This window comes from Pseudomonas cremoricolorata (genome assembly GCF_000759535.1).
Taxonomy (GTDB): Bacteria; Pseudomonadota; Gammaproteobacteria; order Pseudomonadales; family Pseudomonadaceae; genus Aquipseudomonas; species Aquipseudomonas cremoricolorata_A.
Window position 1 is genome coordinate 4,043,421 of sequence record NZ_CP009455.1, and the last position, 22,150, is coordinate 4,065,570.

The window sequence follows — 22,150 nt, forward strand, 5'->3', positions numbered from 1 at the left end:
CGGACGAGCGTCGATCGATGCTCACCCGCTTGCTGGCCTGGGCAAAAGCGCTGATTTTACCTGGGTTTTTCAGGCATGGCAGTCACTTAGCCAGTATTGGAAGGGCGCGTGAGGTAATCGTTCCATCTATTTGCACAGACCGGTATGCTGCGGAACTTCTACCGGCCCTAGAGCACTGAATAGGGACACGCCATCAACAGGACTCACGTAATGCCTCTACTGGTTGTCGAAGACGACGACATCGTTCGAATGCTGATCGTCGAAGTGCTCGATGAGCTCGGCTATAAAGTTCTGCAAGCTGAGAACGCGACCAAGGCACTTGAGGTGCTGGAGAACCCTGAGCAGTCCCTGGATCTGCTGATGACCGATGTCGGCCTGCCAGACAAGTCTGGTCAGGAATTGGCGGAGCTTGCCCGCGCGCTCCGTCCGGTGCTGCCGATCCTGTTCGTCAGCGGGTATTCCGATGGCCTCATCGTGCCTGAAGGCATGCACAAGATCGGTAAGCCTTTTGGCATCGATCAATTGCGTGACAAGGTCGTCAGCGTGATTGGCAAGGCTGGCTGCGATCTCGCTCAGGACACTCTGCGCAGCAAGTAAGTGTCCATGATCCAACCCTTTTCCCGACGAGCACGCTCCCGCACTTGCAGGATGCGTGCCTTGACGTGCTGCAAAGGCCCGGCGATGAGTAGTTCATCACTACTGCCCAAATAAGCCCCCCAGTAAATAAACAACGCCGGGTCCTCCAGATGGGCAAAGTGGCAGTCGCCATCGAGCATGACTACCACATTGTCGATAGCGCTTTGATCAGGCATGCGCCGGCCCGGCAGAATGGTCAGTGGTTCACCGACCCGGTTCAACGGTATCTGATGTTTTGCTGCCAAGGCCTGAACGCTGCTGATGCCAGGAATCACTTCCAGCGTTAGTTGCAGGCCGCGCTGACGTACCCGATCGAGAATGCGCAAGGTACTGTCATAGAGTCCCGGCTCACCCCACAGTAGAAAAGCCCCTGTCTCACCCTCTTTGAGTTCATCGCGCAGCAATCGGGCATAGAGCGCGGCGCGCTGTTCGTGCCAGTCTTCTACTGCGCGCTGGTAATGCGCAGCGCACTGATCGCGCCTGGGGTCGGCCACCTGCACCAGGCGGTAGTTGCCATCGGCTCGATGCTGATCGAGCATGGCGTGGCGCGTGCGCAACAGCTCGCGCCCGATGAGACCTTTGTCGAGCACGAAAAATACCTGCGCGCGGCGCAGCGCCTCGATGGCCTGCAAGGTGATCTGGCGAGGATCGCCCGGACCAATTCCGATCAACAACAGTTGTTTCATAGTTGACCCCGTCATTAACAACCTACGCCACTGTCGAGCCATGCTGTACAGTTTGGCACACTCAACGAACGCTCGACATTTCCGACTAGGGCGCTTGAAAACAGCCTGCCACTTTCGCTTACAAGTTTGAATCAGCAGATTGAAAGTTGGGGTTTACCGCCCGCATGACGACAACTACACTGCACTTCAACGAACAGTTTCATCCCACTCGGTGGCAGGCGGCTAGCGTTGCATCATGTTCGTCGCGCCCGGCCACGGCAGTCTTAAAGGAGTGACGCCAATGTCCAGACTTGCAGAATTTCGTGCCGCAGAAAAAGCCCTACAAGATCAACTTGCACAACTGGAATCGATGAAAAAAGATGCCGGTCTCAAGCGCGAGATCGAATTCGAGCAAAAGCTCCTGGGGCTGATGAAGACCTACGAAAAGGGTCTGCGCGACATCGTCGCGATCCTCGACCCCAAGGGCCAGGCCAAAGCCCCTGCCCCAGCCGCCAAGCAACACCGCAGACCGCGCGTGGTGAAAGTCTACGAGAACCCCCACAGCGGCGAGCTGATCGAAACCAAGGGCGGTAATCACCGTGGCCTGAAGGCCTGGAAAGAACAGTACGGCAGCGACACGGTAGAAAGTTGGGTCCGTCGATGAAACGTGAACGAATGGTTCACACATTTTTCACAGCGACGTCGGCATCATTGAACCAGCTAACGGACTAGCGACCCCATCACGCGCCCGCACATGCGGGCCTCTAATTCCAGCGCCCTGCACCTTTCGTGCAGGGCGCTTTCATTTGTGCGATCGAATTTCTTCCGTATCATGGGGTCTGGATTGTTGTGCCGGTACTTGCTGCCGGCTTCGTTTTTCTGGAGTACCCATGAGCCTGAATGATCTGCATGCCCTGCCGGGCATCACCGCGCAACCCGATGCGGCCACTGCCAACTTCGTGTTCAACCACACCATGCTGCGGGTCAAGGACATCGAAAAATCCTTGGACTTCTATACACGCGTACTGGGCTTCACCTTGGTCGACAAGCGTGACTTCGCAGAGGCCGGCTTCAGCCTGTATTTCCTCGCGTTGGCCGACAGGAACAGCATCCCGGAGGATGACACCGCGCGTCATCAGTGGATGAAGTCGATTCCAGGCGTGCTGGAGCTGACCCATAATCATGGCACCGAGAATGATGGCCAGTTCGCCTACCACGACGGCAACAGCGACCCGCGCGGCTTCGGTCACATCTGCATTTCGGTGCCAGACGTCGTCGCCGCCTGCGAACGTTTCGAGTCGCTGCAGGTGCCATTCCAGAAGCGTCTGGCCGATGGCCGCATGAACCATCTGGCCTTCATTAAAGACCCCGATGGTTACTGGGTCGAGATCATCCAGCCGACCGAACTCTGAGGCTGCGCGGGCGCAGCGACGTTCGTCGCTCGCTGCGCCACAGGGGGCTCGTTGTGCTATAGGGGAAGGAGTACTCCCTGACATCGCAGCGAGGTTCTCTCATGCAAACCCTTCACTGTGAATACCGCGACCACACCATCACCGCCAGCGTGATGGCCCATCCTGACTCACCCCTGCCCTACGCCAGCGGCTGTCTGATTACCGACCCTGAAGGGCACGTCAGTCGACGCCTGTCGTTGCCTGTGGAAATGAAGTTCATGGCCGACCTGGAACATGCTCAACAGGCCGCGCTGGCCCATGGGCGCTGGCTGGTAGACCAGCACCTCGATGGACACGTGCAGCATTTCTGACCCGGTCGCAAGCCTTAGCCATTGCGGGCGAACTTCACCGCAGCATCCACCTGGGCCTGAGTCGGTCGTACGCCGGTATACAGCACAAACTGCTCCAGCGCTTGCAGGGCGATCACCTCGAGCCCGGTGATAACCGATTTGTCCAGCGCTAGCGCGCGGGCGATCAATGGCGTGCGTTCGGGCATCGCGACGACGTCGAACACCCACTGCGCCGCCGCGATGGCGTTGTCGGTGAAGGCCAATCGCTCAGCATCGGCGCCCCCTGCCATGCCGATCGGGGTGACGTTGATCAGCATTGGCGGACAGCGGTCGTCCAAGTCTCTGACCCAGCCATACCCGCAGGTATCGGCCAGTTGCTGTCCGGCCTGCTCGTTGCGGGCAACGATCAACCCCTCACTGAAACCGCTGTCGCGCAGTGCGCACGCCACTGCTTTGGCCATGCCGCCGCTACCGCGCAAAGCGAAAGCGGTACCGGGATCGACCTCATGGCGCTCCAGCAGTTGCCGCACAGCCAGGTAGTCGGTGTTATAGGCCGTGAGGCGGCCGGCATCGTTGACCACCGTGTTGATCGAGTCGATGGCAGCGGCCGAAGGGTCGATGGCATCGACCAGCGCCATGCACGCTTCCTTGAACGGCATCGATACGCCACAGCCGCGAATGCCCAGGGCACGGAGGCCGGCGATGGCCGCGGGCAGGTCCTGAGTGGTCATGGCTTTGTAGTAGTAGTCCAGACCCAGCTGCTCATACAGGTGGTTGTGAAAGCGGATACCGAAGCTGCCAGGGCGTGCCGCCAGGGAAATGCAGAGCACGGTGGCAGGGCTGGGGGTGAGAGTCATGGGCGGGGTCCTTGAGTAGAGGGTCGACAGCGTCAGGCCGCGGGTTAAACCTTACACAACCTTTACCCTGGGAGGGTGCGCAACGGCACGAATTCGCGGTCATAGTGATACGCCCCAGACCGTGGGGTGCCTTGCGAGGATCGAACATGAAGCGTCACCTACCCGCGATAGCCCTGCTGATCGGCGCCCTGGCCCTGAGCGGCCCGGCGGCTGCCCACGGCGGCTGGCGCGGTGCCGGCCCGGTACTGGGCGCAGCGGTGGTCGGGGCAGTGGTTGGTGCGGCCGTGTCGGGTGGGCACGATCGGCCGGTGTACGTCGAACGCGAACGCGCCTATTACCCGCCGCCGCCGGTGTATGTCCAGGCACCGCCCCCCCCTGTGTACTACCAGCCCTACGTGGTCGAGCGCTACGAGCCAATGCCCCCACCGCCACCGCCGCACTACCGTTATTACGGCCCGCCACCGGGCTATTACTACGGCCCGCCGCGCTGGTGACGAACGAAGGGCCCGCTCTGCCGAGCAGGTAATGGAAGTAACGAGACAACAGCCGACGGCGTTGCAGCCGCCGGCTTTTTCGTATCTGCAATGGCCACTTTACCGACGAACGGATGAAGGTTTTTTCATCTGCACCAGGCTGCTCGACGAGCAATCGACAGCGCCTGGCCCATACTCCACAATGCGCCGGTTTTTTAGGGGAAACCCTTGCACAGCCAACGACATAACAACTTCTAGTGAGCCTTAACGTGAAAACTTCCCTGTCCATCCTCAGCCTGCTGCTGTTGTTCACAGGAACTGCGACCTTACCGTCGACCGCTGCTGCACAACCCCCCGCTCAGGTTCAGCGTGACCCGAGCAGCTTGCACCTGGCCTCCGGTAGCGCCTTGCTGATCGACCTCAACACCGGCAAGGAACTGTACTCAAGCCATGCCGAGCGGGTCAGGCCTATCGCCTCGGTGACCAAGCTGATGACCGCCATGGTGGTGCTCGATGCCAAGCTGCCGATGGACGAAATGCTCAGCATGACCATCGCCAACAACCCGGACATGAAAGGCATCTATTCGCGTGTGCGCCTGGGCAGTGAACTGAGCCGCCGCGAGACCTTGCTGATTACCCTGATGTCGTCGGAGAACCGCGCCGCCACCAGCCTGGCCAACCACTATCCGGGTGGCTATCCGGCCTTCATCAAGGCCATGAACGCCAAGGCGCGTAGCCTGGGCATGAGCCACACGCGCTATGTCGAGCCGACCGGGCTGTCGACACAGAACGTGTCGACTGCGCGTGATCTGGGCAAGCTGCTGCTGGCCTCGCGCAAATACCCCTTGCTCAGCCAACTGTCGACCACCCGTGAAAAAACCGTGGCCTTCAGCAAACCCAACTACACCCTGGGCTTTCGCAACACCGACCACCTGGTGAACAAGAGCAACTGGGACATCAAGCTGACCAAAACCGGTTTCACCAACGAAGCCGGTCACTGCCTGGTGTTGCTGACGCGCATGGACAACCGCCCGGTGGCGATGGTCATTCTCGATGCGTTCGGCAAGTACACCCACTTCGCCGACGCCAGCCGGATGCGCCAGTGGCTGGAAACCGGCGCGGCCAAACCGGCACCCGCGGTGGCCATGCAGTACAAGGCTGATCGCCATACCCGCGCGCGGGTCGCCGTGGAATGATCGTCCTCGGCCGACTGCGCACTCACGCAGTCGGCCGGGCATTCAGGCAAGGTCTGCAGGGAAGCTCATTTCCTGCACATCGTCGGGCACGATAAGTCGCCCTGCGGTCTTCGCCCTCACCTCTTGCACCGTCACCCCCGGCGCGGTTTCGCGCAGTACAAACGCACCGTCGACGATTTCCAGGTACGCCAGGTCGGTCAGCACCTTGCGTATGCACCCTGCACCAGTCAACGGCAGGCTGCAGCGCTCGAGCAGTTTGGATTCACCGTCCTTGGAGGCGTGGGTCATGGTCACGATGATGTTCTCGGCGCCGGCCACCAGATCCATGGCCCCGCCCATGCCCTTGACCAGCTTGCCGGGAATCATCCACGAAGCGATGTTGCCCTGCACATCCACTTCGAATGCACCGAGCACGGTGAGGTCGACATGGCCGCCGCGGATCATCGCGAACGACTGCGCCGAATCGAACACCGAGGCGCCGCGGCGGGCCGTGACGGTCTGTTTGCCGGCGTTGATCATGTCTGGATCAAGGGTTTCAGCGGTGGGAAACTCGCCCATGCCGAGCAAGCCATTTTCTGACTGCAGCATCACATCCATGCCGGCGGGAACGTAGTTCGCCACCAGGGTCGGAATACCGATGCCCAGGTTTACGTAATAACCATCCTGCAGTTCACGGGCGACGCGTTGCGCCATCTGTTCGCGGGTCAGTGCCATGTGCGGATTCTCATTCAGGGAAAGACAAGGGCGCTCAGGCCTTGAGCGTGCGCTTCTCGATACGTTTCTCGAACTGACCGACGATGACCCGGTCGACGAAAATGCCTGGCGTGTGGATTTCTGCCGGCAGCAGCACACCCGGCTCGACCAGCTCTTCCACCTCGACCACGGTGATGCGCCCGGCGGTCGCCGCCAGCGGGTTGAAGTTTTGCGCGGTGTGGCGGTACACGACATTGCCGAAGTGGTCGGCCTTCCAGCCTTTGACGATGGCGAAGTCGCCGGTGATGGCCTCTTCCAGGATGTAGGGCCGGCCGTTGAAGTCGCGCACTTCCTTGCCTTCGGCCACCGGGGTTCCATAGCCGGTTGCGGTGAAGAACGCCGGAATCCCGGCCCCGCCAGCGCGCATCTTCTCGGCCAGCGTACCCTGCGGAGTCAGTTCCACTTCCAGCTCACCGCTGAGTAACTGCCGTTCGAATTCGGCATTCTCACCCACGTAGGAGGCGATCATCTTGCGGATCTGCCGGTCTTCGAGCAGCACGCCAAGGCCGAAGCCATCGATGCCGCAGTTGTTGGAGACCACCGTGAGCCCGCTGACACCACGGCGTTTGATCTCGGCAATGAGGTTTTCCGGAATGCCACACAGGCCAAAGCCACCGGCCAGGACGGTCATGCCATCGGTGAGCCCTTCGAGGGCTTCTTCATAGGTTGCTACACGTTTGTCCAGTCCAGCCATTGCTCGTTCGCCTTGTGTGGGAGAGACATGGCCGCCATCATCACGCGAGACTACTGATTTGTTAATTTTGATTAATTGATGGATTGATAAGTTTTCCTGACCCGTCGAGGATTCATGAACGTCAAACAGCTTCGCGCATTCGTCAGCGTGGCCAAGTACCAGAGCTTTGCCCAAGCCAGCGAGCACCTGCATATTTCGCAACCGGCGCTGAGCCTGACCATCAAAGCGCTGGAAGAAAACCTTGGCGGCGCCTTGCTGACCCGCACCACCCGCAGCGTCAGCCTGACCGCCGAGGGGGAAGTGTTGCTGCCCCTGGCGCGGCGGTTGCTGGCTGACTGGGATGACACCGAGCAGATGCTGCGCCAGCGTTTCACCCTGCAATTGGGGCGCGTCGCGGTAGCGGCCATGCCTTCGTTCGCCGGCAACCTGCTGCCGCCGGCCCTGAAGGTGTTTCGCCAGCGTTATCCGAAGGTCAACGTCACGGTGCACGACGTGATCAATGAACAAGTTCTTGAACTGGTCCGCCATCGCCGCGTCGAATTGGGCATCGGCTTCGAGCCTGACAGTGGTGAAGGTTTGCGTTTCTATCCGCTTTATCTGGACCGTTTCGTGGCGGTGGTGCCGGCCGATTCTGAGCTGGCCGAACAACCGCAGGTCAGTTGGGCGCAGTTGCTCGCCCAGGACTTCATCGCCTTGCAGCGCCCGTCTGCGGTGCGCCTGCTGCTGGAGGAGCACGCGCCCGTGGCGGCCGGCAGCCTGGCGGTGGCCTTTGAAAGCCATCAGTTGTCGACCATCGGCCGGATGGTCGCCAACGGCCTGGGCGTCAGCGCGGTGCCCGCCTTGTGCATTCGCCAGATGCAGGAGCTTGGCGCCCGCTGCGTGACGTTGGTCGAGCCCAGTGTCGAGCGGCGAGTCGGCGTCATGGCCCTGAGCGAACAGAAACTGTCCACCGCTGCGCAGGCGTTGCTCGACGTGGTGCTATCCCATACTCAGACACCGGAGGTGACATGCAGTACATGAAACTGGCAGGTTGCGAGGTGCCGGTCATCGGCCAGGGAACCTGGTACATGGGTGAGCGTGCAGAGCAGCGTGCGGCCGAAGTAGCCGCACTGCAACAGGGTATCGACCTTGGCCTGACGCTCATCGACAGCGCCGAAATGTACGCGGAGGGCGGCGCCGAAGAGGTGGTGGGCCAAGCCATTGCCGGGCGCCGTGATAGCGTCTGCCTGGTCAGCAAGGTCTACCCGCACAACGCCAGCCGCCGCGGTGTGCCTGAAGCGTGCGAGCGCAGCCTCAAGCGCCTGGGTACCGAGCACATCGACCTGTACTTGTTGCACTGGCGGGGCCAGCACCCGCTGGAGGAAACCATCGAGGCGTTCGAGCGCCTGCGCGAACAGGGCAAGATCGGCGCCTGGGGCGTGTCCAACTTCGACCTCGCCGATGTCCAGGGGCTTCCCAGCCCCGACTGCGCTGCCAACCAGGTGTTGTACAACCCCAGCCAGCGCGGCATCGAGTTCGACCTGCTGCCCTGGAGTCGCGCGCAGCGGATGCCAATCATGGCCTACTGCCCGCTGGCCCAGGGCGGTCGCCTGCTGCGCCACCCGCGTCTGCAGGAAGTGGCCGAAAGCCACGGCGCGACCGTGGCCCAGGTGTGCCTGGCCTGGGCCACGCACGGGGGCGGCGTCATCGCCATTCCAAAAGCCGTGAGTCCCGAGCACGTGCAGCTCAACGCCGCTGCCGGCGCGCTGCGCCTGACCGAGGATGACGTGCAGATCATCGACGAAGCCTTCGCTGCGCCGACCCATAAGCAGCGCCTGGAAATGGTCTGAGGCCGATCTCAGTGGAAATCCCTGCTCTGCACACTCAGCCCGCCCAGCAGCGGGCTGATGTCATCCAGGCGTCGGGCGATCAAGTGGCGTACCTCGCCTTGTTGCTCGAGGCGACCGCTGACCTTGAGCAAGTGTGAGCCCACTAAAGCCTTGCGCTGACGCTCGGCCAGCTCGCGCCATACCACCACGTTGACCAGCCCGAATTCGTCTTCGAGGGTAACGAAGGTCACACCACTGGCCGTCTGCGGTCGCTGCCGCCCGACCACCAGGCCGGCCATGGCGAGCTGATCGCCATGCACCAGCTCATCCAGCTCGGCGGCACTGCGACAGCCCAGTGCGCGCAGGCGCGGGCGCAGCAACGCCAGCGGATGCGGGCCAAGGGTGGTGCCCAGTGATTGGTAATCGGCGGCAACGTCCTGGCCCACACTCGGTACCGGCAACGCAACGGCGGGTTCAGCCAGGCTGCCGATCTCGGCGAACAGCGGCAACTGCGCCTGCACCGCCGCCACTGCCCAGCGGGCCTCATGGCGGTGCCGGGCCAGCCCGCGCAGGGCCCCGGCATCGGCCAGTCGGGCACGGGCCCGCGCATCCAGTGCGCTGCGCAGACAGAGGTCTTCGACATTCTGCCAGGGCTGTACTGAACGTGCCTGTATCAGGCGCTGGGCATCGGCTTCGATGAACCCGCGGATCTGTCGCAGACCCAGGCGAATGCTCAGTTCGCCCTTGGCGTCAGGCTCCAGCGTGCAATCCCACTGGCTATGCGCCACATCCACCGGACGCACATCGATACCCTGGCGCCGCGCCTGCTGCAGCAACTGATCGGGGCTGTAGAAACCCATCGGCCAGCTGTTGACCAAGGCACAGGTGAAAATCGCCGGTTCGTGGCACTTCAGCCAACTGCTGGCATAACACAACAAGGCGAAACTGGCAGCGTGGGACTCGGGGAAGCCGTAGCTGCCAAAGCCTTTGATCTGCTCGAACACGCGCTCGGCGAACGCCACCTCATAGCCGTTACGCAACATACCGTCGAGCAGGCGCTTGCGGTGCGGTTCCAGGCCGCCGTGGCGTTTCCAGGCGGCCATGCTGCGGCGCAACTGATCGGCTTCACCTGGGCTATAGTCGGCCGCTACCATGGCCAGCTCCATCACCTGCTCCTGGAACAATGGCACGCCCAAGGTTCGCTCGAACACGGCCTTGAGCGCTGGTGAGGGATAGCTGATCGGCTCTTGGCCGAGACGCCGGCGCAGGTACGGATGGACCATGTCGCCCTGGATCGGCCCAGGCCGCACGATCGCCACTTCGATCACCAGGTCGTAGAAGGTCTTGGGCTTGAGCCGCGGCAACATGGCCATCTGCGCGCGGGATTCGATCTGGAACACACCCATGGTGTCGGCGCGGCTGATCATGGCGTAGGTGGCCGGGTCTTCACTGGGAATGGTCGCCAGGGTCAGCCGACGACCGCGGTGCAGGTGGATCAGGTCGAAGCAGCGGCGCAAGGCACTGAGCATGCCCAGCGCCAGTACGTCGACCTTGAGCAGACCGACCATGTCGAGGTCGTCCTTGTCCCACTGAATCACCGTGCGCTCGGCCATGGCGGCATTTTCCACCGGCACCAGCTGGTGCAAAGGTTGCTCACTGATGACGAAGCCGCCGGGATGCTGCGACAGGTGTCGAGGAAAGCCGATCAGTTCACCGGCCAGGATCAGAATGCGCTTGAGCCAAGGGCTTTGGGCGTCGAAACCTGCTTCGGCCAGACGCTGGGCGTCGGGAATGTGATCGGTCCAGCGCCCGCAGCATTTGCCCAGGGCATCGACCTGATCGCCCGGCAAGCCGAGCACCCGCGCGATGTCACGCACGGCGCCAGCGGCGTGGTAGGTGCTGACCACCGCGGTCAGCGCGGCGCGCTGGCGGCCGTAGCGGCGAAACACATACTGGATCACCTCTTCGCGACGCTCGTGCTCGAAATCGACATCGATGTCCGGTGGCTCGTTACGCTCACGGGACAGGAAGCGTTCGAACAGCAGGCGGTGGCGCATCGGGTCGAGTTCGGTAATCCCCAGCACATAGCACACCACCGAGTTGGCCGCCGAGCCACGGCCCTGGCAGAGAATATGCTGGCTGCGGGCGAAGGCGACGATGTCATGCACGGTGAGAAAATAGCTCTCGTAACCCAGTTCCTCGATCAGCGCCAGTTCACCCGCCAAAGCCTGACGCACTTTGACGCTGGGGCCGTTGGGCCAACGCATCGGCAGGCGCTCGTCACACAGGTGGCGCAGCCAACTGCTCGGCGAGTGGCCCTGCGGAACCAGTTCGCGGGGATACTGGTAGCGCAGTTCGCTGAGGTCGAACTCGCAGCGCTCGGCAATGGACAAGGTTTCGGCCAGCCATGCCGGAGGATACAACTCGGCCAGTTGCTCCAGACTGCGCAGATGTCGCTCACCATTGGCGAACAGCCGCGTGCCGGCATCGAACACGCTGCAACCCAGACCGATGGCGGTCAGGCAGTCCTGTAGGGCGCGGCGCCCACGCACGTGCATGTGCACATCACCGCATGCTACTGCACGAATGCCCAATTGCTGGGCCAGACGCTCGGCCATGGCGCGCAGGCGATCATCGTCCGCGCCGCGGTGCAGATGCACGCCCAGCCACAGACGCTCGCCGAACACCTCGCGCAACCAGGCTCCCGGCGCTGGATCGCCAGTAACCTCGGGTACCCAGATCGCCAGCAGCCCTTCGACCTGACCGTGAAAGTCTTCGCGCAACGACAGGTACTGGCCTTTGCCGGCCCGGCGTCTGGCGCGGGTGATGAGTACGCATAGATTCTGATAACCGCGCAGGTCCTCGACCAGCAGCACCAGCCTGGGACCGTCCAGCCCGGCGCCGTCCCGCACACGCAGTTCGCTGCCGACGATCAGCTTGAGGCCGTGGGCCTTGGCCGCCTGCCAGGCCCTGACGATACCGGCCAGAGTACATTCATCGGTGATTGCCAGAGCCTGATAGCCCTGCTGGGCGGCGCGGCGCATCAACTCGTCGCAACTCGAAGCGCCGCGCTGAAAGCTGAAGTTCGACAGGCAGTGCAGTTCTGCGTACAGCGGCGGTTGCTTCATGCGAACCAGCCTTGCAGCCATAACTGGCCGGGTTGAGCGATGTCCTGATACGCCCAACCGCGCAAACCGTCACGGGTTTCGATACGAAAATAGTCGCGGCGCACATCGCCGCCATCCCACCATCCCGACTCGATACGCTCGGCTTGGCCGAGTACCGTGAACGTGCTGGGCGCCAGTTTCTGCGGATCGGCCAGCAACCAGCCTGGCCGCTGTCCGGTCATTGCTCCGACGGCGTTGCCAGGCTCGGTTTCGACACTGCGCCAGGCCTGTTCAGGGCGATGGTCGGCGTACACGCTCAGGCCATTGACTGCCGCATCGCCCAGGCGTGCGCGCAGGCGCTCGCGCAGTTGTTGCCAGGATTGCGCCTGGGCCGCACGTGGGTCGAACAGGCCCTGGTGGCTCGGTACGAAGCGCGGCAGGTCATCGACCTGCAGGCGCAACTTGCGCACCGGCGCCGGAATGCGCAGGGCCTCCAGGCGACCACGGGTCAGTTCGAACAGCAAGCCTGCATCACGCTCGGCGCTCAGCAGACCGACCCTGAGCAAGGTGCTTTGCCCTTCGGCGTGCTCCAGGTGCAGATCGAGCCGCTGCACGCCGCAATCGCGGCCGACGAGAAACACCGCCAGGTCGCCGATCAGGCGGCGCAAGGGAAACAGCAGTGCCTGATGGGATTCGACATCGAAGTTCAGCTCCAGCGAGGCCTCGAAGCATTGGGGCGGCTGATAGAAGGCCAACGGCAGACGGCGGCGCCCGAGCAGTTGGTCGAGGTGCAGCTGCACACTGGCCGGGAAGCGTCGGGCCAGGGCCTCGCGTGGCAGCTCCAACAACTGCTGCACATGGCGCAGCCCCATGCGGGCAAAGGCTTGAGCCACTTCCTCGGGCAAGCCGCTGCGCGCGATCGGCAATTGCGCCACGGCCGCATGGGTCTGCTCAGGGGTGGTCGCAGCGAGACCGTCATGGGCATTGGCCAACATGCGCGCCGCCACCGGATTGGCCGCCAGCACGATGCGCTGGCGCAAACCCTGCGCATTCAGTTGCTCGCGCAACCGCGCCTGCAAGGTCGGCCAGGCGCCGAACAGCCGCAGGCTCGAGCCCACCTCCAACAACAGCGAGCGTGGATAATGCAGGCTGACCTGGGCGCTGTAGCCGTAGGCCCAGGCGGCGAGCATCTGCTGCACCTGCTCGATACGGGCCGGATCGGACTCGACACAGGTGAAACCCTCCGCCAGAGCGCGGGCAGCGGTGAGCGTCTGCCCGGCGCGCAGCCCCAACCCGGCTGCCGCAGCATTGACGGACTGGAGTACCCGACGCTGAGTCGGACCGCCGAGCAGCACCAGTGGCGTGTCGGGGTCGTCGCGGTCGCGCAGGACGGTATCCAGCGCCAATTGCGGCAGCACGATGCAGGCCCAGAGCATGGCTCATCTGCCCTGCCATGGACGGGCCAACGGCGCGCCAGACGCCTGCCCGCCGCGACACTTGAGCACGCGCCACTGGGCAGGGCGCACATCGAGGGCGATGCGCAGTGCCGCAGGCGACGGATTGTTCGCTGCCTGCAAGGGCCGACAGGCGATCGCCAGGGCATTGCCGGTGTGTGCGGCCACCTGCAGACGCCGCAGGGCGCGGTCGTCGGCCTGGGCTGGCCAGCACAGCACTGCCGCGCAGCTGCCCGAGCGCAGGCACTGCTCGGCGGCCCACAACACGTCATGGCCGCTGGCATCGATGACCGCCAGCCAGCGCAGATCGACACCTGCTGCCTGCCAGGCCGGCGCATAGGGAATGAACGGTGGCGCCACCAGCACCACCCGCTGCCGCTCGCCGGTCAGCCGAGCCAGGGTCGGCCACAGCAGCTGCAACTCGCCACAGCCGGTGCTTGCCAGCAACAGTTCACTGAGCGCAGCCACTGGCCAGCCGCCTTCAGGCAGTTGCTGGTCGAGCTGTGCATGCCCGGTAGGTTGCAGGCCCTGGGGTCGAACCTGCGTCTGTCCACCCCGCCAGACCTGGCGTTGTTCGAGCAGACGCTCGAGATCGACCACCGCGCCCATCAGTCGCGCCTCACCAGACCACAGAACACCCCTTCGATGACCAGTTCGCGGTCGGCGCCGACTTCGATGGGGGCATAAGCGGGGTTGCGCGGCATCAGCCGATAGCCACTGGCGCTACGTTGCAGGCGTTTGATGGTCACCTCGCCATCGAGCCGTGCGACCACGATCTGCCCATCCTGGGCCTCGCCCTGCTGGCGGATACCGACCAGATCGCCATCGAGGATGCCATCGCCGATCATCGAGTCACCGCGCACCATGAGCAGGTAGTCTGGTGTGCGACGAAACAGGCTCGGATCGATCTGCAGGTGTTCGTGGATGTCCAGGTCGGGACCGATCGGTGCCCCGGCGGCGACCCGGCCCAGCACCGGCAGCTCAAGCAGTTCGGGACGCCGGACGGCAGCAACCAGGCGAATACCGCGGGCCTGATTGGGCGTGACATCGATATAGCCGCTTTCGCACAAGGCGCTGACGTGCTTGCGCGCCACGCTGCGCGAGGCGAAGCCGAAGCGCGTGGCGATGTCGGCCAGGCTGGGTGGCTGGTTGTGTTCGGCGATGCGCTCGCGAATGAACGCGAGGATCGCCCGGCGTTTGGGGGTCAAGGTATCCATGGAGCACATTTGTACTCTTTTCCGTACGCCTTGAATAGCCCTGTTCATCGCTCGAGGTGGTTATCATGGCCAGCCAAAGCGATCTTTCACCTGGAGCCTGCATGCCACGCGCGTTGCTGTTCGACCTCGACGGAACCCTCACCGACACCGACACCCTGCACCTGCAAGCCTTCCGCGAGTTGCTCCATGAGCACGATGGCCGTCACCTGAGCCAGGCCGAATTCGACGCCAAGGTCAGCGGCCGCGCTAACGCCGCGCTGTTCGCCGATCTGTTTCCCGCGCTGAGCGCCGCAGAACGCCAGACCCTGGCCGAGCGCAAGGAAGCGCTGTTCCGCGAGCGCTCGCCGCAGCTGCAACCCATGCCCGGCCTGCTACGCGTACTCGAACACGCCCGCACCCGGCACATGGGGCTGTGCGTAGTCACCAACGCGCCACGGCTCAATGCCGAGCACATGCTCGGCGCCATGGGCCTGGGCGATGCCTTCGAGCATGTGCTGGTGGCCGAAGAGCTGGCCCGCGCCAAACCCGACCCGCTGCCCTACCTCAGCGGCTTGCAGCGACTGGATGCCAAGGCGGCAGAGGCCCTGGCCTTCGAAGATTCTCTGCCGGGTGTCGCTGCCGCCGTTGCAGCAGGGATCTATACCGTGGCACTGAGCACCACCCAACCTGCGCAAAAGCTGCGCGAGGCCGGGGCGCAACTGGTGATCGAGGATTTCAACGATGAGCGGTTGTGGGCATTGCTGTAGCGGCCGTAACAACCGCCGTCTGGCCCAGGACGTAACAGATCCACGCTTTTTCGCGGCTAAAGACGCTGATCAATGGCTGCAGGCTCCGACCCCTACCCCATCTTCACCTCTTGCAACCGCGCCAGGCTATGGGCCAGTTCGGCGCGGCGGAAGGGTTTGCGCAGGACTTCGAAGCCGTGCAATTCGGTGGGGCTGAGGTTGGCATAGCCGGTGATGATGAGGATCGGCAGGTCGGCCATGCGCTGGCGCAGCTGGTGGGCCAGTTCGGCGCCGGTGGTTTCGGCCATGACGTGGTCGGTCACCAGTACATCCAGGGCCAGGCCCTGATCGATCAGTTGCAGGGCCTGCGCCGCGCTCTGTGCTTCGGTGACCTGATACCCCAGATCACGCAACTGCAACGCAGTGGCCTGACGAACGATGTCTTCATCGTCCACCAGCAGCACGTGGGCGCTGTACAACGGCGCCTGCGACAGTGGCATATCGCTCTCGCGAGGCAAGCTCGGCGCCCGGCTTGCCGGCAGCCACAAGGTGGCTTCCGTGCCAAGGCGCAACCGTGAGCGCACGGTGAAGCCACCGCCAGATTGCACTGCCAGGCCTTGGACCATCGGCAGGCCCAGGCCGGTGCCCTGCCCCACGGCCTTGGTCGAATAGAACGGCTCGAAACAGCGCGCCAGAACACTCTCATCCATACCGCAACCGTTATCGGCAACCTGCAGCCAGATCACCTGGCCGGCAACGATACCCGCAGGACGCACGGTCGTCTCGTCAGCCACACCGGCGCGGATTTGCACGCGTCCGCCTTCAGGCATGGCGTCACGCGCATTGACCACCAGATTGAGCAAGGCCAGCTCCAGTTGCCCGGGGTCGACGACCACCCCGGGCAGATCAGCGTCGACTGCGATGTGAATATCGATGGTCGGCCCCAGGGAGCGGGCGATCAGTTCGCGCATATCGTCGATCAGCCCAGCCAAGCCCACCACCTGCGGCTTCAAGGTCTGGCGTCGGGCGAAGGTGAGCAGTCGGCCGACCAGGGTGCGAGCACGGTCGGCGGCCTGCAGGGCGCTGTTGACCAGGCGTTGCGAGCGATCATCCGGCAGCCGTCGTTGCACCAGCTCCATCGAAGCGATGATCGGGGTGAGCATATTGTTGAAGTCGTGGGCGATGCCACCGGTGAGCTGGCCGATCATCTCCATCTTGCGCGCTTCATGCAGTTGCACCAGCGACGCTTCGCGCTGGGCCAGCATGCTGGCCACCCGCTGTTCGAGACTGGCATTGAGCGCGATCAGCTTGGCCTCGGCACGGGCATGGGTGATGGCCGACCAGGCTAACTTGGCCGTTTCTTCGATCAGCAGGCACTCATCTTCAAGAAATGCATGGGGCGTATGGAAATGCACGGCCAGGGTCGCTTCCAGGCCACTGCTACCGGTCACCGGCAGCAACAGACTGGCGCACAGGTCGGCCTGCTCGCCGGCGGCAAAATCACCCACGATGCGCTCACCGTTGCCCAGACGTTGGTGGAGGTGCTCGGCAAAGTGCGCGTACTGGTGCTGACCGGCCATCGACGGCGCCCCATCGAGCCATTGTTGCTCAACGACAAAATGCCGCGTGTCACCCTTATCCTGAGCGAAGAACACCCGCGATGCACCCAGGTATTGACCCAGTCGGCTGACTGCCTGTGCTTCGATCTGCGCAGCATCGCCCAGTGCTGGCAGTGTGCGGCCAAGCTCGAGCAGAAACGCCTGGCGCCGCTCGAACTGCACCCGCTCGGTGGTTTCGGTGACGATGCACAAGATGCCACCGACGCTGCCATCGACCTCGCGCACTGCCGAATACGACACGTCGAACCAGGCTGTCTCACCCAGGCCACGACGCTCTATATAGAAGGGTCGATCTTGTGCCGAGAACGTCTCGCCGGTTTCGCGCACACCGCGCAGCAGCGGCTCGAGGTCATCCCACAGCTCGCTCCAGTTCTCCTGCGCAGGCCGTCCCAGGGCCTTGGGATGCTTGGCGCCAATGGTCGGAGCGTAGGCGTCGTTATAGAGGGCGATATACTCCGGCCCCCAGAACAGAACGATCTGCGCCTTGGCCGGAAGGATGGTGGCCATCAGCGTCTGCAGACTGGCCGACCACTGGTCGGGGGGGCTCAGGGGCGAGCGAGACCAGTCCAGTGCCTGAAGCAAGGTTGCAACCGTCCCACCCTCACGCAAGAAGCCCGGGAAATTGGCGCTCCGACGCTCTGCGGCGCCGTCTGTCAAGGAATTCATCTCATACAGACCATCGTTTTCAACGGGCCTGGGTGCCCGAGTCTGACTCTTATGAGAGCAATCGGCCGCAGTCGTTCCACAGGAATTTTCACGATTGCGCCACGCGTCTCAACCAGCAGCGCACTGCCAACGGTTTAACGCTAAGGGATACTTGGCTTGACGTTTACGTAAGGCGGACAGTAGCGTTACCTCAACGACGTGCAGCCCTTCCCTGCGAGCCCCAGCATGAGCCATCCGACTTACAGCATTACAGACCTGTCCCGCGAGCTCGACATCACCACCCGAGCCATCCGCTTCTATGAGGAACAGGGCCTGCTCAGCCCCGAACGACGCGGCCTTGAGCGGATCTACAGCGCCCGTGACAAGGTCACTCTGAAGCTGATTCTGCGCGGCAAGCGCATCGGTTTCTCGCTTGCCGAGTGCCGCGACCTCATCAGCCTGTACGATCCCAGTGGCGGTAACACCCGCCAGTTGCACAGCATGCTGGCGAAAATCGCCGAGCGGCGTGCGCAGCTGGAACAGCAGATGCTCGACATCCAGCAGATGCATCTGGAGCTGGACACCGCGCAGGAACGCTGCGAGCAAGCCCTGGCCACGGCCAGCGATGCGCCCTCTTCGATTGCCTGACCCACGAGGAATCACGCCATGTCACTGCCTCGATCCGTCGAACTGGTGGAAGTCGGCCCACGCGACGGCCTGCAGAATGAAGCCCAGCCGATCAGCGTCGCCGACAAGGTGCGCCTGGTCGAGGATCTGACTACGGCCGGGCTGCGCAACATTGAGGTGGGCAGCTTCGTCTCGCCCAAGTGGGTGCCGCAGATGGCCGGCTCTGCCGAGGTATTCGCCGCGCTGACGCCGCGCCCAGGGGTGACCTATGCCGCACTGACGCCAAACCTGCGCGGGCTGGAAGACGCCTTGGCCGCCGGCGTGCGCGAAGTGGCGGTGTTCGCCGCCGCCAGCGAGGCGTTTTCCCAGCGCAACATCAACTGCTCGATCCAGCAAAGCCTGCAACGCTTCGAACCGATCATGGCGCGTGCCCAGGCCGAAGGTGTACGGGTGCGCGGCTATGTCTCGTGCGTGCTCGGGTGCCCCTACCAGGGTGAAGTGCGTGCCGAAGAAGTGGCGCCGGTGGCCGAAGCGCTGATGGCCATGGGGTGTTACCAGGTATCGTTGGGTGACACGTTGGGCACCGGCACCGCCGGCGCCACTCGACGCCTGTTCGAGGTGGTCGGTGCGCGGGTGCCACGGGCGCAGCTGGCCGGGCATTTCCACGACACCTATGGCCAGGCCATCGCCAACGTGTATGCCAGCTTGCTGGAGGGTATCGGGGTATTCGACAGCTCGGTGGCCGGGCTCGGCGGCTGCCCGTATGCCAAGGGCGCCACCGGCAACGTGGCCACGGAAGACCTCGTGTACCTGTTGCAAGGCCTGGGCATAGAAACCGGTATCGACCTCGACTTGCTGGTAGCCGCCGGGCAACGCATCAGCGCAGTGCTCGGCCGTGCCAGCGGTTCACGGGTCGCACGTGCGCGCGCTGCCGGCTAAAAAGGTTCACCGCGTGCACTGATGTGTTTCGGGAAGTGTTACCCCACCCCAATTTCCAGCGAAAAATCGGGTAACAGGGAAACAAATCGACAGAATTCACCGAGGCAAAATGTCGCACTCAAAACCTAAACTATTGATTTTAAAGGGCTACCAAAAGTTGGCACGCCATCTGCTATATATTCCTGCATAACAAGAACAACAAATGCCTCACCCAATAAAAACAACAGACAACGGTTCTGACATAACAAGAACAACACGGCAGAAGCGTAGCAAGCAGATCTTTTTGAAGTAGAAGGGTTTTCCCGGGGTCACAGCCCCGCAGCCTGGCACAGAACAATAAAACTACCCTCAGGTAGCGGCAGCCACGGTTGGATCAGCAATGATGAATCCCCGACAGCGCTCAAAAAAATACGTTTGCTCTTGTGCCCCGGATGGGGGCCACCGCAACACCCGGACACGCCAACAAAAACAACAATCGGTGTGTCACGAACAATAAAAAGAGCAGGCAATCGACTTTGAGGGGAGCTTAGGCTCCCCTCAGTGCTTGGTGCCTTCTTCCTTTTTCTTTTCCTCCTGCTCCCCGCCCATCCGCTCGACCAGCGCCGGCATGCTGCTCAGCACCAGCAGCGCCAGCAGCGTACTGATCAACGCCGTGGCCTCGCGCCCCATTCCCGCCGCCGTGCCTATTGCCGCCGTCATCCATAGACCCGCCGCCGTGGTCAGCCCTTTGACGTGACTGGGATCACCGCCATTGCCCTTGAGAATGGTGCCCGCACCAAGAAAGCCGATACCGGCGACGATGCCCTGAATCACCCGGCTCAAGGCCTGCTCGTCGGCACCGGCCATGCTCGGCGCCAGCACGAACAGCGCAGCCCCCAGCGACACCAGCATGTGCGTGCGCACCCCGGCAGACTTGCCGCGGTGCTCGCGCTCGAAACCCAGCACCGCGCCAAGCACTGCCGCCATCATCAGGCGCACCAGAATGCGCGCCACCTCCTGCTCATCGGTGATGTCGGCGAACTCGGCAGTCACCGCCGCCCAGACGTTCTCCAGCCAGTCATCCATCGAAACGTCTCCAGCCTGCTGATAGAGCATGGACCCCGCACCTGAGGGCGAGTGCCATCGGCGCCGTTAAGCGCGCGAATGCAGCAACCTGCACTGACGCACAGTCACACGCCTGTCAGCCAAACCGAAAGGAGTTCGCCATGCCTGTCCAGATCGATGCCACCACCCATCGCTGCACCCTGATCGGCGCCGAGCGCACGCTCGAAGCCGAAGGCGTCCAGATCGAGATCATCACCGACGAACAACTGCGCATGTCGGTCGCGCTACTGGAGGATTTGCGCGTGCCGATCACCGAGGCTGAGGCCGATGCGCTGACTGTGGCCGGCGCCCGCGACAGCCGTAAACACCTCAAGGCCAGCGTTCCCGGCTCGGTGATCTGAGCACGAGCAATGCAACTGATACGGTGTTATTCGCAATTACTGAGCCTGTGCTGAAAACAGCTCGACAGCCATAGTGGCAGGCGGTTGAATCAACCGCCCTGTCCACTTGATCTGCCCGCCGAGCCGCCATGAAACGCTACGAACGCTTTGCCGATGACATCGCCGAACTGATCCGCAGTGGCGTACTGGGCCCAGGCCAGCGTATCCCTTCCGTGCGCTACGCCAGCCAGACCCACGGCGTCAGCCCTTCGACAGTCTTCCAGGCCTACTACCTGCTCGAGCGCCGCGGCCTGATCCGTGCTCGTGCGCGCTCGGGCTACTTCGTCAACAGCCATGTGCCACGCACCTTCGTCGAGCCACAGGCGCTGGCGCCGGTCAGCGAGTCCACCGAGGTGGATGTCAGCGGGCTGGTGTTTTCAATTCTCGACTCGATCAAGGATCCGTCCACCGTACCGTTCGGTTCGGCGTTCCCAAGCCCCAGCCTGTTCCCCTTGCAGCGCCTGGCGCGCTCGCTGGCCAGTGCCACGCGCAGCATGGACCCGCAGGTGGTGGTCAGCGACCTGTCGCCGGGCAACCCGCAACTGCGCCGGCAGATCGCCCTGCGCTATATGGTCGGCGGGTTGATGTTGCCCATGGAGGAACTGCTGATCACCAACGGCGCCCTGGAAGCGCTCAACCTGTGCCTGCAAGCGGTGACCGAACCCGGTGACCTGGTGGCCATCGAAGCGCCGGCCTTCTATGCCTGCCTGCAAGTGCTCGAACGGCTCAAGCTCAAGGCCGTGGAAATTCCCGTGCAGCCGCGTCAGGGCATGGACCTGGAGGTATTGGCGCAGACTCTGGACAAGCACCCGATCAAGGCGGTGTGGTGCATGACCAACTTCCAGAACCCGGTGGGCGCAAGCATGCCCGAGGCCAGCAAGCAGGCCCTGGTCGAGCTGCTGCGCAAGCACCAGGTGCCGCTGATCGAAGACGACGTCTACGCCGAGCTGTATTACGCGCAGCAGGCGCCGAAACCGGCCAAGGCCTTCGACACCGAGGGCTTGGTGATGCACTGCGGCTCGTTTGCCAAGAGTCTGGCCCCGGGGTATCGGGTGGGCTGGGTGGCCGCCGGGCGCTACGCGCAGAAGATCGAACGGCTCAAGCTGATGACCTCGCTGTGCGCCTCTATGCCGGCCCAGGCGGCGATTGCCGACTACTTGCAGCACGGCGGCTATGACCGTCACCTGCGCAAGTTGCGCTATGCCCTGGAGGGGCAGCAGGCCAACATGCTGGCAGCGATTGCCCGCTATTTCCCGGCGCAAACCCGGGTCAGCCAGCCTTCGGGCGGGTATTTCCTGTGGCTCGAGCTGCCCGAGCAGGTCGATGCGCTGAAACTGTTCCAGCTGGCGCTGGCCCAGGGCATCAGCATCGCGCCAGGGCCAATCTTCTCGCCGACCCAGCGTTTCGGCCACTGCATTCGCCTGAACTACGGCAGCCCCTGGACCGAGACCACGGAAAAAGCGATGGAAACCCTGGGCAAGATCATCCGCTCGTTCCTTTGAACATGCCC

General features: G+C 63.1%; 23 protein-coding genes and 1 pseudogene. 13 read left to right on the forward strand and 11 right to left on the reverse strand.

The window, feature by feature from the left end:
* Positions 1-210 precede the first annotated feature (210 nt).
* Complete coding sequence (locus LK03_RS18315; protein WP_049870554.1) at positions 211-597, forward strand: response regulator; 387 nt, start codon at positions 211-213, stop codon at positions 595-597.
* Here LK03_RS18315 and cobF read toward each other — a convergent pair.
* Positions 573-1,322 (reverse strand): precorrin-6A synthase (deacetylating), encoded by a 750-nt coding sequence (cobF, locus tag LK03_RS18320; RefSeq protein ID WP_038413892.1) that lies wholly within the window; start codon positions 1,320-1,322, stop codon positions 573-575. The two genes, LK03_RS18315 and cobF, sit on opposite strands and share 25 nt — an antisense overlap.
* Positions 1,323-1,602: 280 nt before the next feature.
* Between cobF and LK03_RS18325 the strand changes: the two genes are divergently transcribed.
* The 3 genes from LK03_RS18325 to LK03_RS18335 all read left to right on the forward strand — a co-directional run bounded on the left by LK03_RS18325 (position 1,603) and on the right by LK03_RS18335 (position 3,063).
* Entirely contained in the window at positions 1,603-1,965 is a 363-nt protein-coding gene (locus LK03_RS18325) for a histone-like nucleoid-structuring protein, MvaT/MvaU family (protein WP_038413894.1), read from the forward strand.
* A gap of 226 nt (positions 1,966-2,191) precedes the next feature.
* On the forward strand, positions 2,192-2,713 hold the full coding sequence (gene gloA, locus LK03_RS18330; RefSeq protein WP_038413895.1) for a lactoylglutathione lyase: 522 nt from the start codon (positions 2,192-2,194) through the stop codon (positions 2,711-2,713).
* A 101-nt stretch (positions 2,714-2,814) separates the two neighbouring features.
* Positions 2,815-3,063, forward strand: coding sequence for a hypothetical protein (locus tag LK03_RS18335; RefSeq protein ID WP_038413896.1), 249 nt, complete (start codon positions 2,815-2,817; stop codon positions 3,061-3,063).
* Between the two features lie 14 nt (positions 3,064-3,077).
* Here LK03_RS18335 and LK03_RS18340 read toward each other — a convergent pair whose 3' ends face one another.
* Entirely contained in the window at positions 3,078-3,899 is an 822-nt protein-coding gene (locus LK03_RS18340) for a shikimate 5-dehydrogenase (RefSeq protein WP_038413897.1), read from the reverse strand.
* Positions 3,900-4,045: 146 nt separating this feature from the next.
* Here LK03_RS18340 and LK03_RS18345 point away from each other — a divergent pair, with 146 nt between their 5' ends.
* Positions 4,046-4,393 (forward strand): hypothetical protein, encoded by a 348-nt coding sequence (locus tag LK03_RS18345; RefSeq protein ID WP_028694105.1) that lies wholly within the window; start codon positions 4,046-4,048, stop codon positions 4,391-4,393.
* Between the two features lie 248 nt (positions 4,394-4,641).
* Complete coding sequence (gene pbpG / locus LK03_RS18350; protein WP_038413899.1) at positions 4,642-5,568, forward strand: D-alanyl-D-alanine endopeptidase; 927 nt, start codon at positions 4,642-4,644, stop codon at positions 5,566-5,568.
* Positions 5,569-5,610: 42 nt separating this feature from the next.
* Here pbpG and LK03_RS18355 read toward each other — a convergent pair whose 3' ends face one another.
* Together LK03_RS18355 and LK03_RS18360 are read right to left on the reverse strand one after the other, a co-directional pair.
* Positions 5,611-6,282, reverse strand: coding sequence for a CoA transferase subunit B (locus LK03_RS18355; RefSeq protein ID WP_038413900.1), 672 nt, complete (start codon positions 6,280-6,282; stop codon positions 5,611-5,613).
* Between the two features lie 34 nt (positions 6,283-6,316).
* The gene (locus tag LK03_RS18360; protein WP_038413901.1) at positions 6,317-7,015 is read right to left on the reverse strand and encodes a CoA transferase subunit A; all 699 of its coding nucleotides are present in this window, start codon (positions 7,013-7,015) and stop codon (positions 6,317-6,319) included.
* Positions 7,016-7,129: 114 nt separating this feature from the next.
* On the opposite strand from LK03_RS18360, the gene LK03_RS18365 reads away from it, so the two are divergent.
* Both LK03_RS18365 and LK03_RS18370 read left to right on the forward strand, forming a co-directional pair.
* A complete protein-coding gene (locus LK03_RS18365) occupies positions 7,130-8,035 on the forward strand; it encodes a LysR family transcriptional regulator (protein WP_038413904.1) in 906 nt (301 codons plus the stop codon).
* The gene (locus LK03_RS18370) at positions 8,023-8,844 is read left to right on the forward strand and encodes an aldo/keto reductase (protein WP_038413906.1); all 822 of its coding nucleotides are present in this window, start codon (positions 8,023-8,025) and stop codon (positions 8,842-8,844) included. Before LK03_RS18365 ends, LK03_RS18370 begins: the two co-directional genes overlap by 13 nt.
* Before the next feature lie 8 nt (positions 8,845-8,852).
* Here the strand turns inward: LK03_RS18370 and LK03_RS18375 are convergent, their stop codons facing one another.
* From LK03_RS18375 to lexA, 4 genes are read right to left on the reverse strand one after another with little or no spacing between them, the layout of a single operon-like run.
* The gene (locus LK03_RS18375) at positions 8,853-11,951 is read right to left on the reverse strand and encodes an error-prone DNA polymerase (RefSeq protein WP_038413907.1); all 3,099 of its coding nucleotides are present in this window, start codon (positions 11,949-11,951) and stop codon (positions 8,853-8,855) included.
* Positions 11,948-13,366 carry a Y-family DNA polymerase gene (locus LK03_RS18380; RefSeq protein ID WP_038413908.1) on the reverse strand — a complete coding sequence of 473 codons (1,419 nt, stop codon included), beginning with the start codon at positions 13,364-13,366 and terminating at the stop codon, positions 11,948-11,950. Before LK03_RS18380 ends, LK03_RS18375 begins: the two co-directional genes overlap by 4 nt.
* Positions 13,367-13,369: 3 nt before the next feature.
* A complete protein-coding gene (gene imuA, locus LK03_RS18385) occupies positions 13,370-13,993 on the reverse strand; it encodes a translesion DNA synthesis-associated protein ImuA (RefSeq protein WP_038413909.1) in 624 nt (207 codons plus the stop codon).
* Positions 13,993-14,610, reverse strand: coding sequence for a transcriptional repressor LexA (gene lexA, locus LK03_RS18390; RefSeq protein WP_038413910.1), 618 nt, complete (start codon positions 14,608-14,610; stop codon positions 13,993-13,995). The genes imuA and lexA overlap by 1 nt, the downstream gene beginning before the upstream one ends.
* 92 nt (positions 14,611-14,702) lie before the next feature.
* On the opposite strand from lexA, the gene LK03_RS18395 reads away from it, so the two are divergent.
* Entirely contained in the window at positions 14,703-15,347 is a 645-nt protein-coding gene (locus LK03_RS18395) for an HAD family hydrolase (protein ID WP_038413912.1), read from the forward strand.
* Between the two features lie 92 nt (positions 15,348-15,439).
* Here LK03_RS18395 and LK03_RS18400 read toward each other — a convergent pair whose 3' ends face one another.
* Positions 15,440-17,611: an ATP-binding protein gene (locus tag LK03_RS18400; protein ID WP_038413913.1), complete on the reverse strand. Its 2,172-nt coding sequence runs from the start codon at positions 17,609-17,611 to the stop codon at positions 15,440-15,442.
* Between the two features lie 225 nt (positions 17,612-17,836).
* On the opposite strand from LK03_RS18400, the gene LK03_RS18405 reads away from it, so the two are divergent.
* Together LK03_RS18405 and LK03_RS18410 are read left to right on the forward strand one after the other, a co-directional pair.
* A complete protein-coding gene (locus tag LK03_RS18405) occupies positions 17,837-18,238 on the forward strand; it encodes a MerR family transcriptional regulator (RefSeq protein ID WP_038413915.1) in 402 nt (133 codons plus the stop codon).
* An 18-nt stretch (positions 18,239-18,256) separates the two neighbouring features.
* The gene (locus LK03_RS18410) at positions 18,257-19,156 is read left to right on the forward strand and encodes a hydroxymethylglutaryl-CoA lyase (RefSeq protein WP_038413916.1); all 900 of its coding nucleotides are present in this window, start codon (positions 18,257-18,259) and stop codon (positions 19,154-19,156) included.
* A 207-nt stretch (positions 19,157-19,363) separates the two neighbouring features.
* Here the strand turns inward: LK03_RS18410 and LK03_RS22950 are convergent.
* Both LK03_RS22950 and LK03_RS18415 read right to left on the reverse strand, forming a co-directional pair.
* Positions 19,364-19,632 (reverse strand): annotated as a pseudogene (locus LK03_RS22950) (hypothetical protein).
* A gap of 61 nt (positions 19,633-19,693) precedes the next feature.
* Positions 19,694-20,221, reverse strand: coding sequence for an MgtC/SapB family protein (locus LK03_RS18415; protein ID WP_430962051.1), 528 nt, complete (start codon positions 20,219-20,221; stop codon positions 19,694-19,696).
* A gap of 140 nt (positions 20,222-20,361) precedes the next feature.
* On the opposite strand from LK03_RS18415, the gene LK03_RS18420 reads away from it, so the two are divergent.
* A complete protein-coding gene (locus tag LK03_RS18420; protein ID WP_038413919.1) occupies positions 20,362-20,601 on the forward strand; it encodes a DUF3203 family protein in 240 nt (79 codons plus the stop codon).
* A 128-nt stretch (positions 20,602-20,729) separates the two neighbouring features.
* Positions 20,730-22,142, forward strand: coding sequence for a GntR family transcriptional regulator MpaR (gene mapR / locus LK03_RS18425; protein ID WP_038413921.1), 1,413 nt, complete (start codon positions 20,730-20,732; stop codon positions 22,140-22,142).
* Positions 22,143-22,150 lie beyond the last annotated feature (8 nt).

What these genes read in the sequence shown, in the direction of transcription:
- LK03_RS18315 (WP_049870554.1), top strand. Translation starts at nt 211, where the DNA reads ATGCCTCTACTGGTTGTCGAAGACGACGACATCGTTCGAATGCTGATC.
- cobF (WP_038413892.1), bottom strand. Translation starts at nt 1,322, where the DNA reads ATGAAACAACTGTTGTTGATCGGAATTGGTCCGGGCGATCCTCGCCAG.
- LK03_RS18325 (WP_038413894.1), top strand. Translation starts at nt 1,603, where the DNA reads ATGTCCAGACTTGCAGAATTTCGTGCCGCAGAAAAAGCCCTACAAGAT.
- gloA (WP_038413895.1), top strand. Translation starts at nt 2,192, where the DNA reads ATGAGCCTGAATGATCTGCATGCCCTGCCGGGCATCACCGCGCAACCC.
- LK03_RS18335 (WP_038413896.1), top strand. Translation starts at nt 2,815, where the DNA reads ATGCAAACCCTTCACTGTGAATACCGCGACCACACCATCACCGCCAGC.
- LK03_RS18340 (WP_038413897.1), bottom strand. Translation starts at nt 3,899, where the DNA reads ATGACTCTCACCCCCAGCCCTGCCACCGTGCTCTGCATTTCCCTGGCG.
- LK03_RS18345 (WP_028694105.1), top strand. Translation starts at nt 4,046, where the DNA reads ATGAAGCGTCACCTACCCGCGATAGCCCTGCTGATCGGCGCCCTGGCC.
- LK03_RS18355 (WP_038413900.1), bottom strand. Translation starts at nt 6,282, where the DNA reads ATGGCACTGACCCGCGAACAGATGGCGCAACGCGTCGCCCGTGAACTG.
- LK03_RS18360 (WP_038413901.1), bottom strand. Translation starts at nt 7,015, where the DNA reads ATGGCTGGACTGGACAAACGTGTAGCAACCTATGAAGAAGCCCTCGAA.
- LK03_RS18365 (WP_038413904.1), top strand. Translation starts at nt 7,130, where the DNA reads ATGAACGTCAAACAGCTTCGCGCATTCGTCAGCGTGGCCAAGTACCAG.
- LK03_RS18370 (WP_038413906.1), top strand. Translation starts at nt 8,023, where the DNA reads ATGCAGTACATGAAACTGGCAGGTTGCGAGGTGCCGGTCATCGGCCAG.
- LK03_RS18375 (WP_038413907.1), bottom strand. Translation starts at nt 11,951, where the DNA reads ATGAAGCAACCGCCGCTGTACGCAGAACTGCACTGCCTGTCGAACTTC.
- LK03_RS18380 (WP_038413908.1), bottom strand. Translation starts at nt 13,366, where the DNA reads ATGCTCTGGGCCTGCATCGTGCTGCCGCAATTGGCGCTGGATACCGTC.
- imuA (WP_038413909.1), bottom strand. Translation starts at nt 13,993, where the DNA reads ATGGGCGCGGTGGTCGATCTCGAGCGTCTGCTCGAACAACGCCAGGTC.
- lexA (WP_038413910.1), bottom strand. Translation starts at nt 14,610, where the DNA reads ATGTGCTCCATGGATACCTTGACCCCCAAACGCCGGGCGATCCTCGCG.
- LK03_RS18395 (WP_038413912.1), top strand. Translation starts at nt 14,703, where the DNA reads ATGCCACGCGCGTTGCTGTTCGACCTCGACGGAACCCTCACCGACACC.
- LK03_RS18400 (WP_038413913.1), bottom strand. Translation starts at nt 17,611, where the DNA reads ATGAATTCCTTGACAGACGGCGCCGCAGAGCGTCGGAGCGCCAATTTC.
- LK03_RS18405 (WP_038413915.1), top strand. Translation starts at nt 17,837, where the DNA reads ATGAGCCATCCGACTTACAGCATTACAGACCTGTCCCGCGAGCTCGAC.
- LK03_RS18410 (WP_038413916.1), top strand. Translation starts at nt 18,257, where the DNA reads ATGTCACTGCCTCGATCCGTCGAACTGGTGGAAGTCGGCCCACGCGAC.
- LK03_RS18415 (WP_430962051.1), bottom strand. Translation starts at nt 20,221, where the DNA reads ATGGATGACTGGCTGGAGAACGTCTGGGCGGCGGTGACTGCCGAGTTC.
- LK03_RS18420 (WP_038413919.1), top strand. Translation starts at nt 20,362, where the DNA reads ATGCCTGTCCAGATCGATGCCACCACCCATCGCTGCACCCTGATCGGC.
- mapR (WP_038413921.1), top strand. Translation starts at nt 20,730, where the DNA reads ATGAAACGCTACGAACGCTTTGCCGATGACATCGCCGAACTGATCCGC.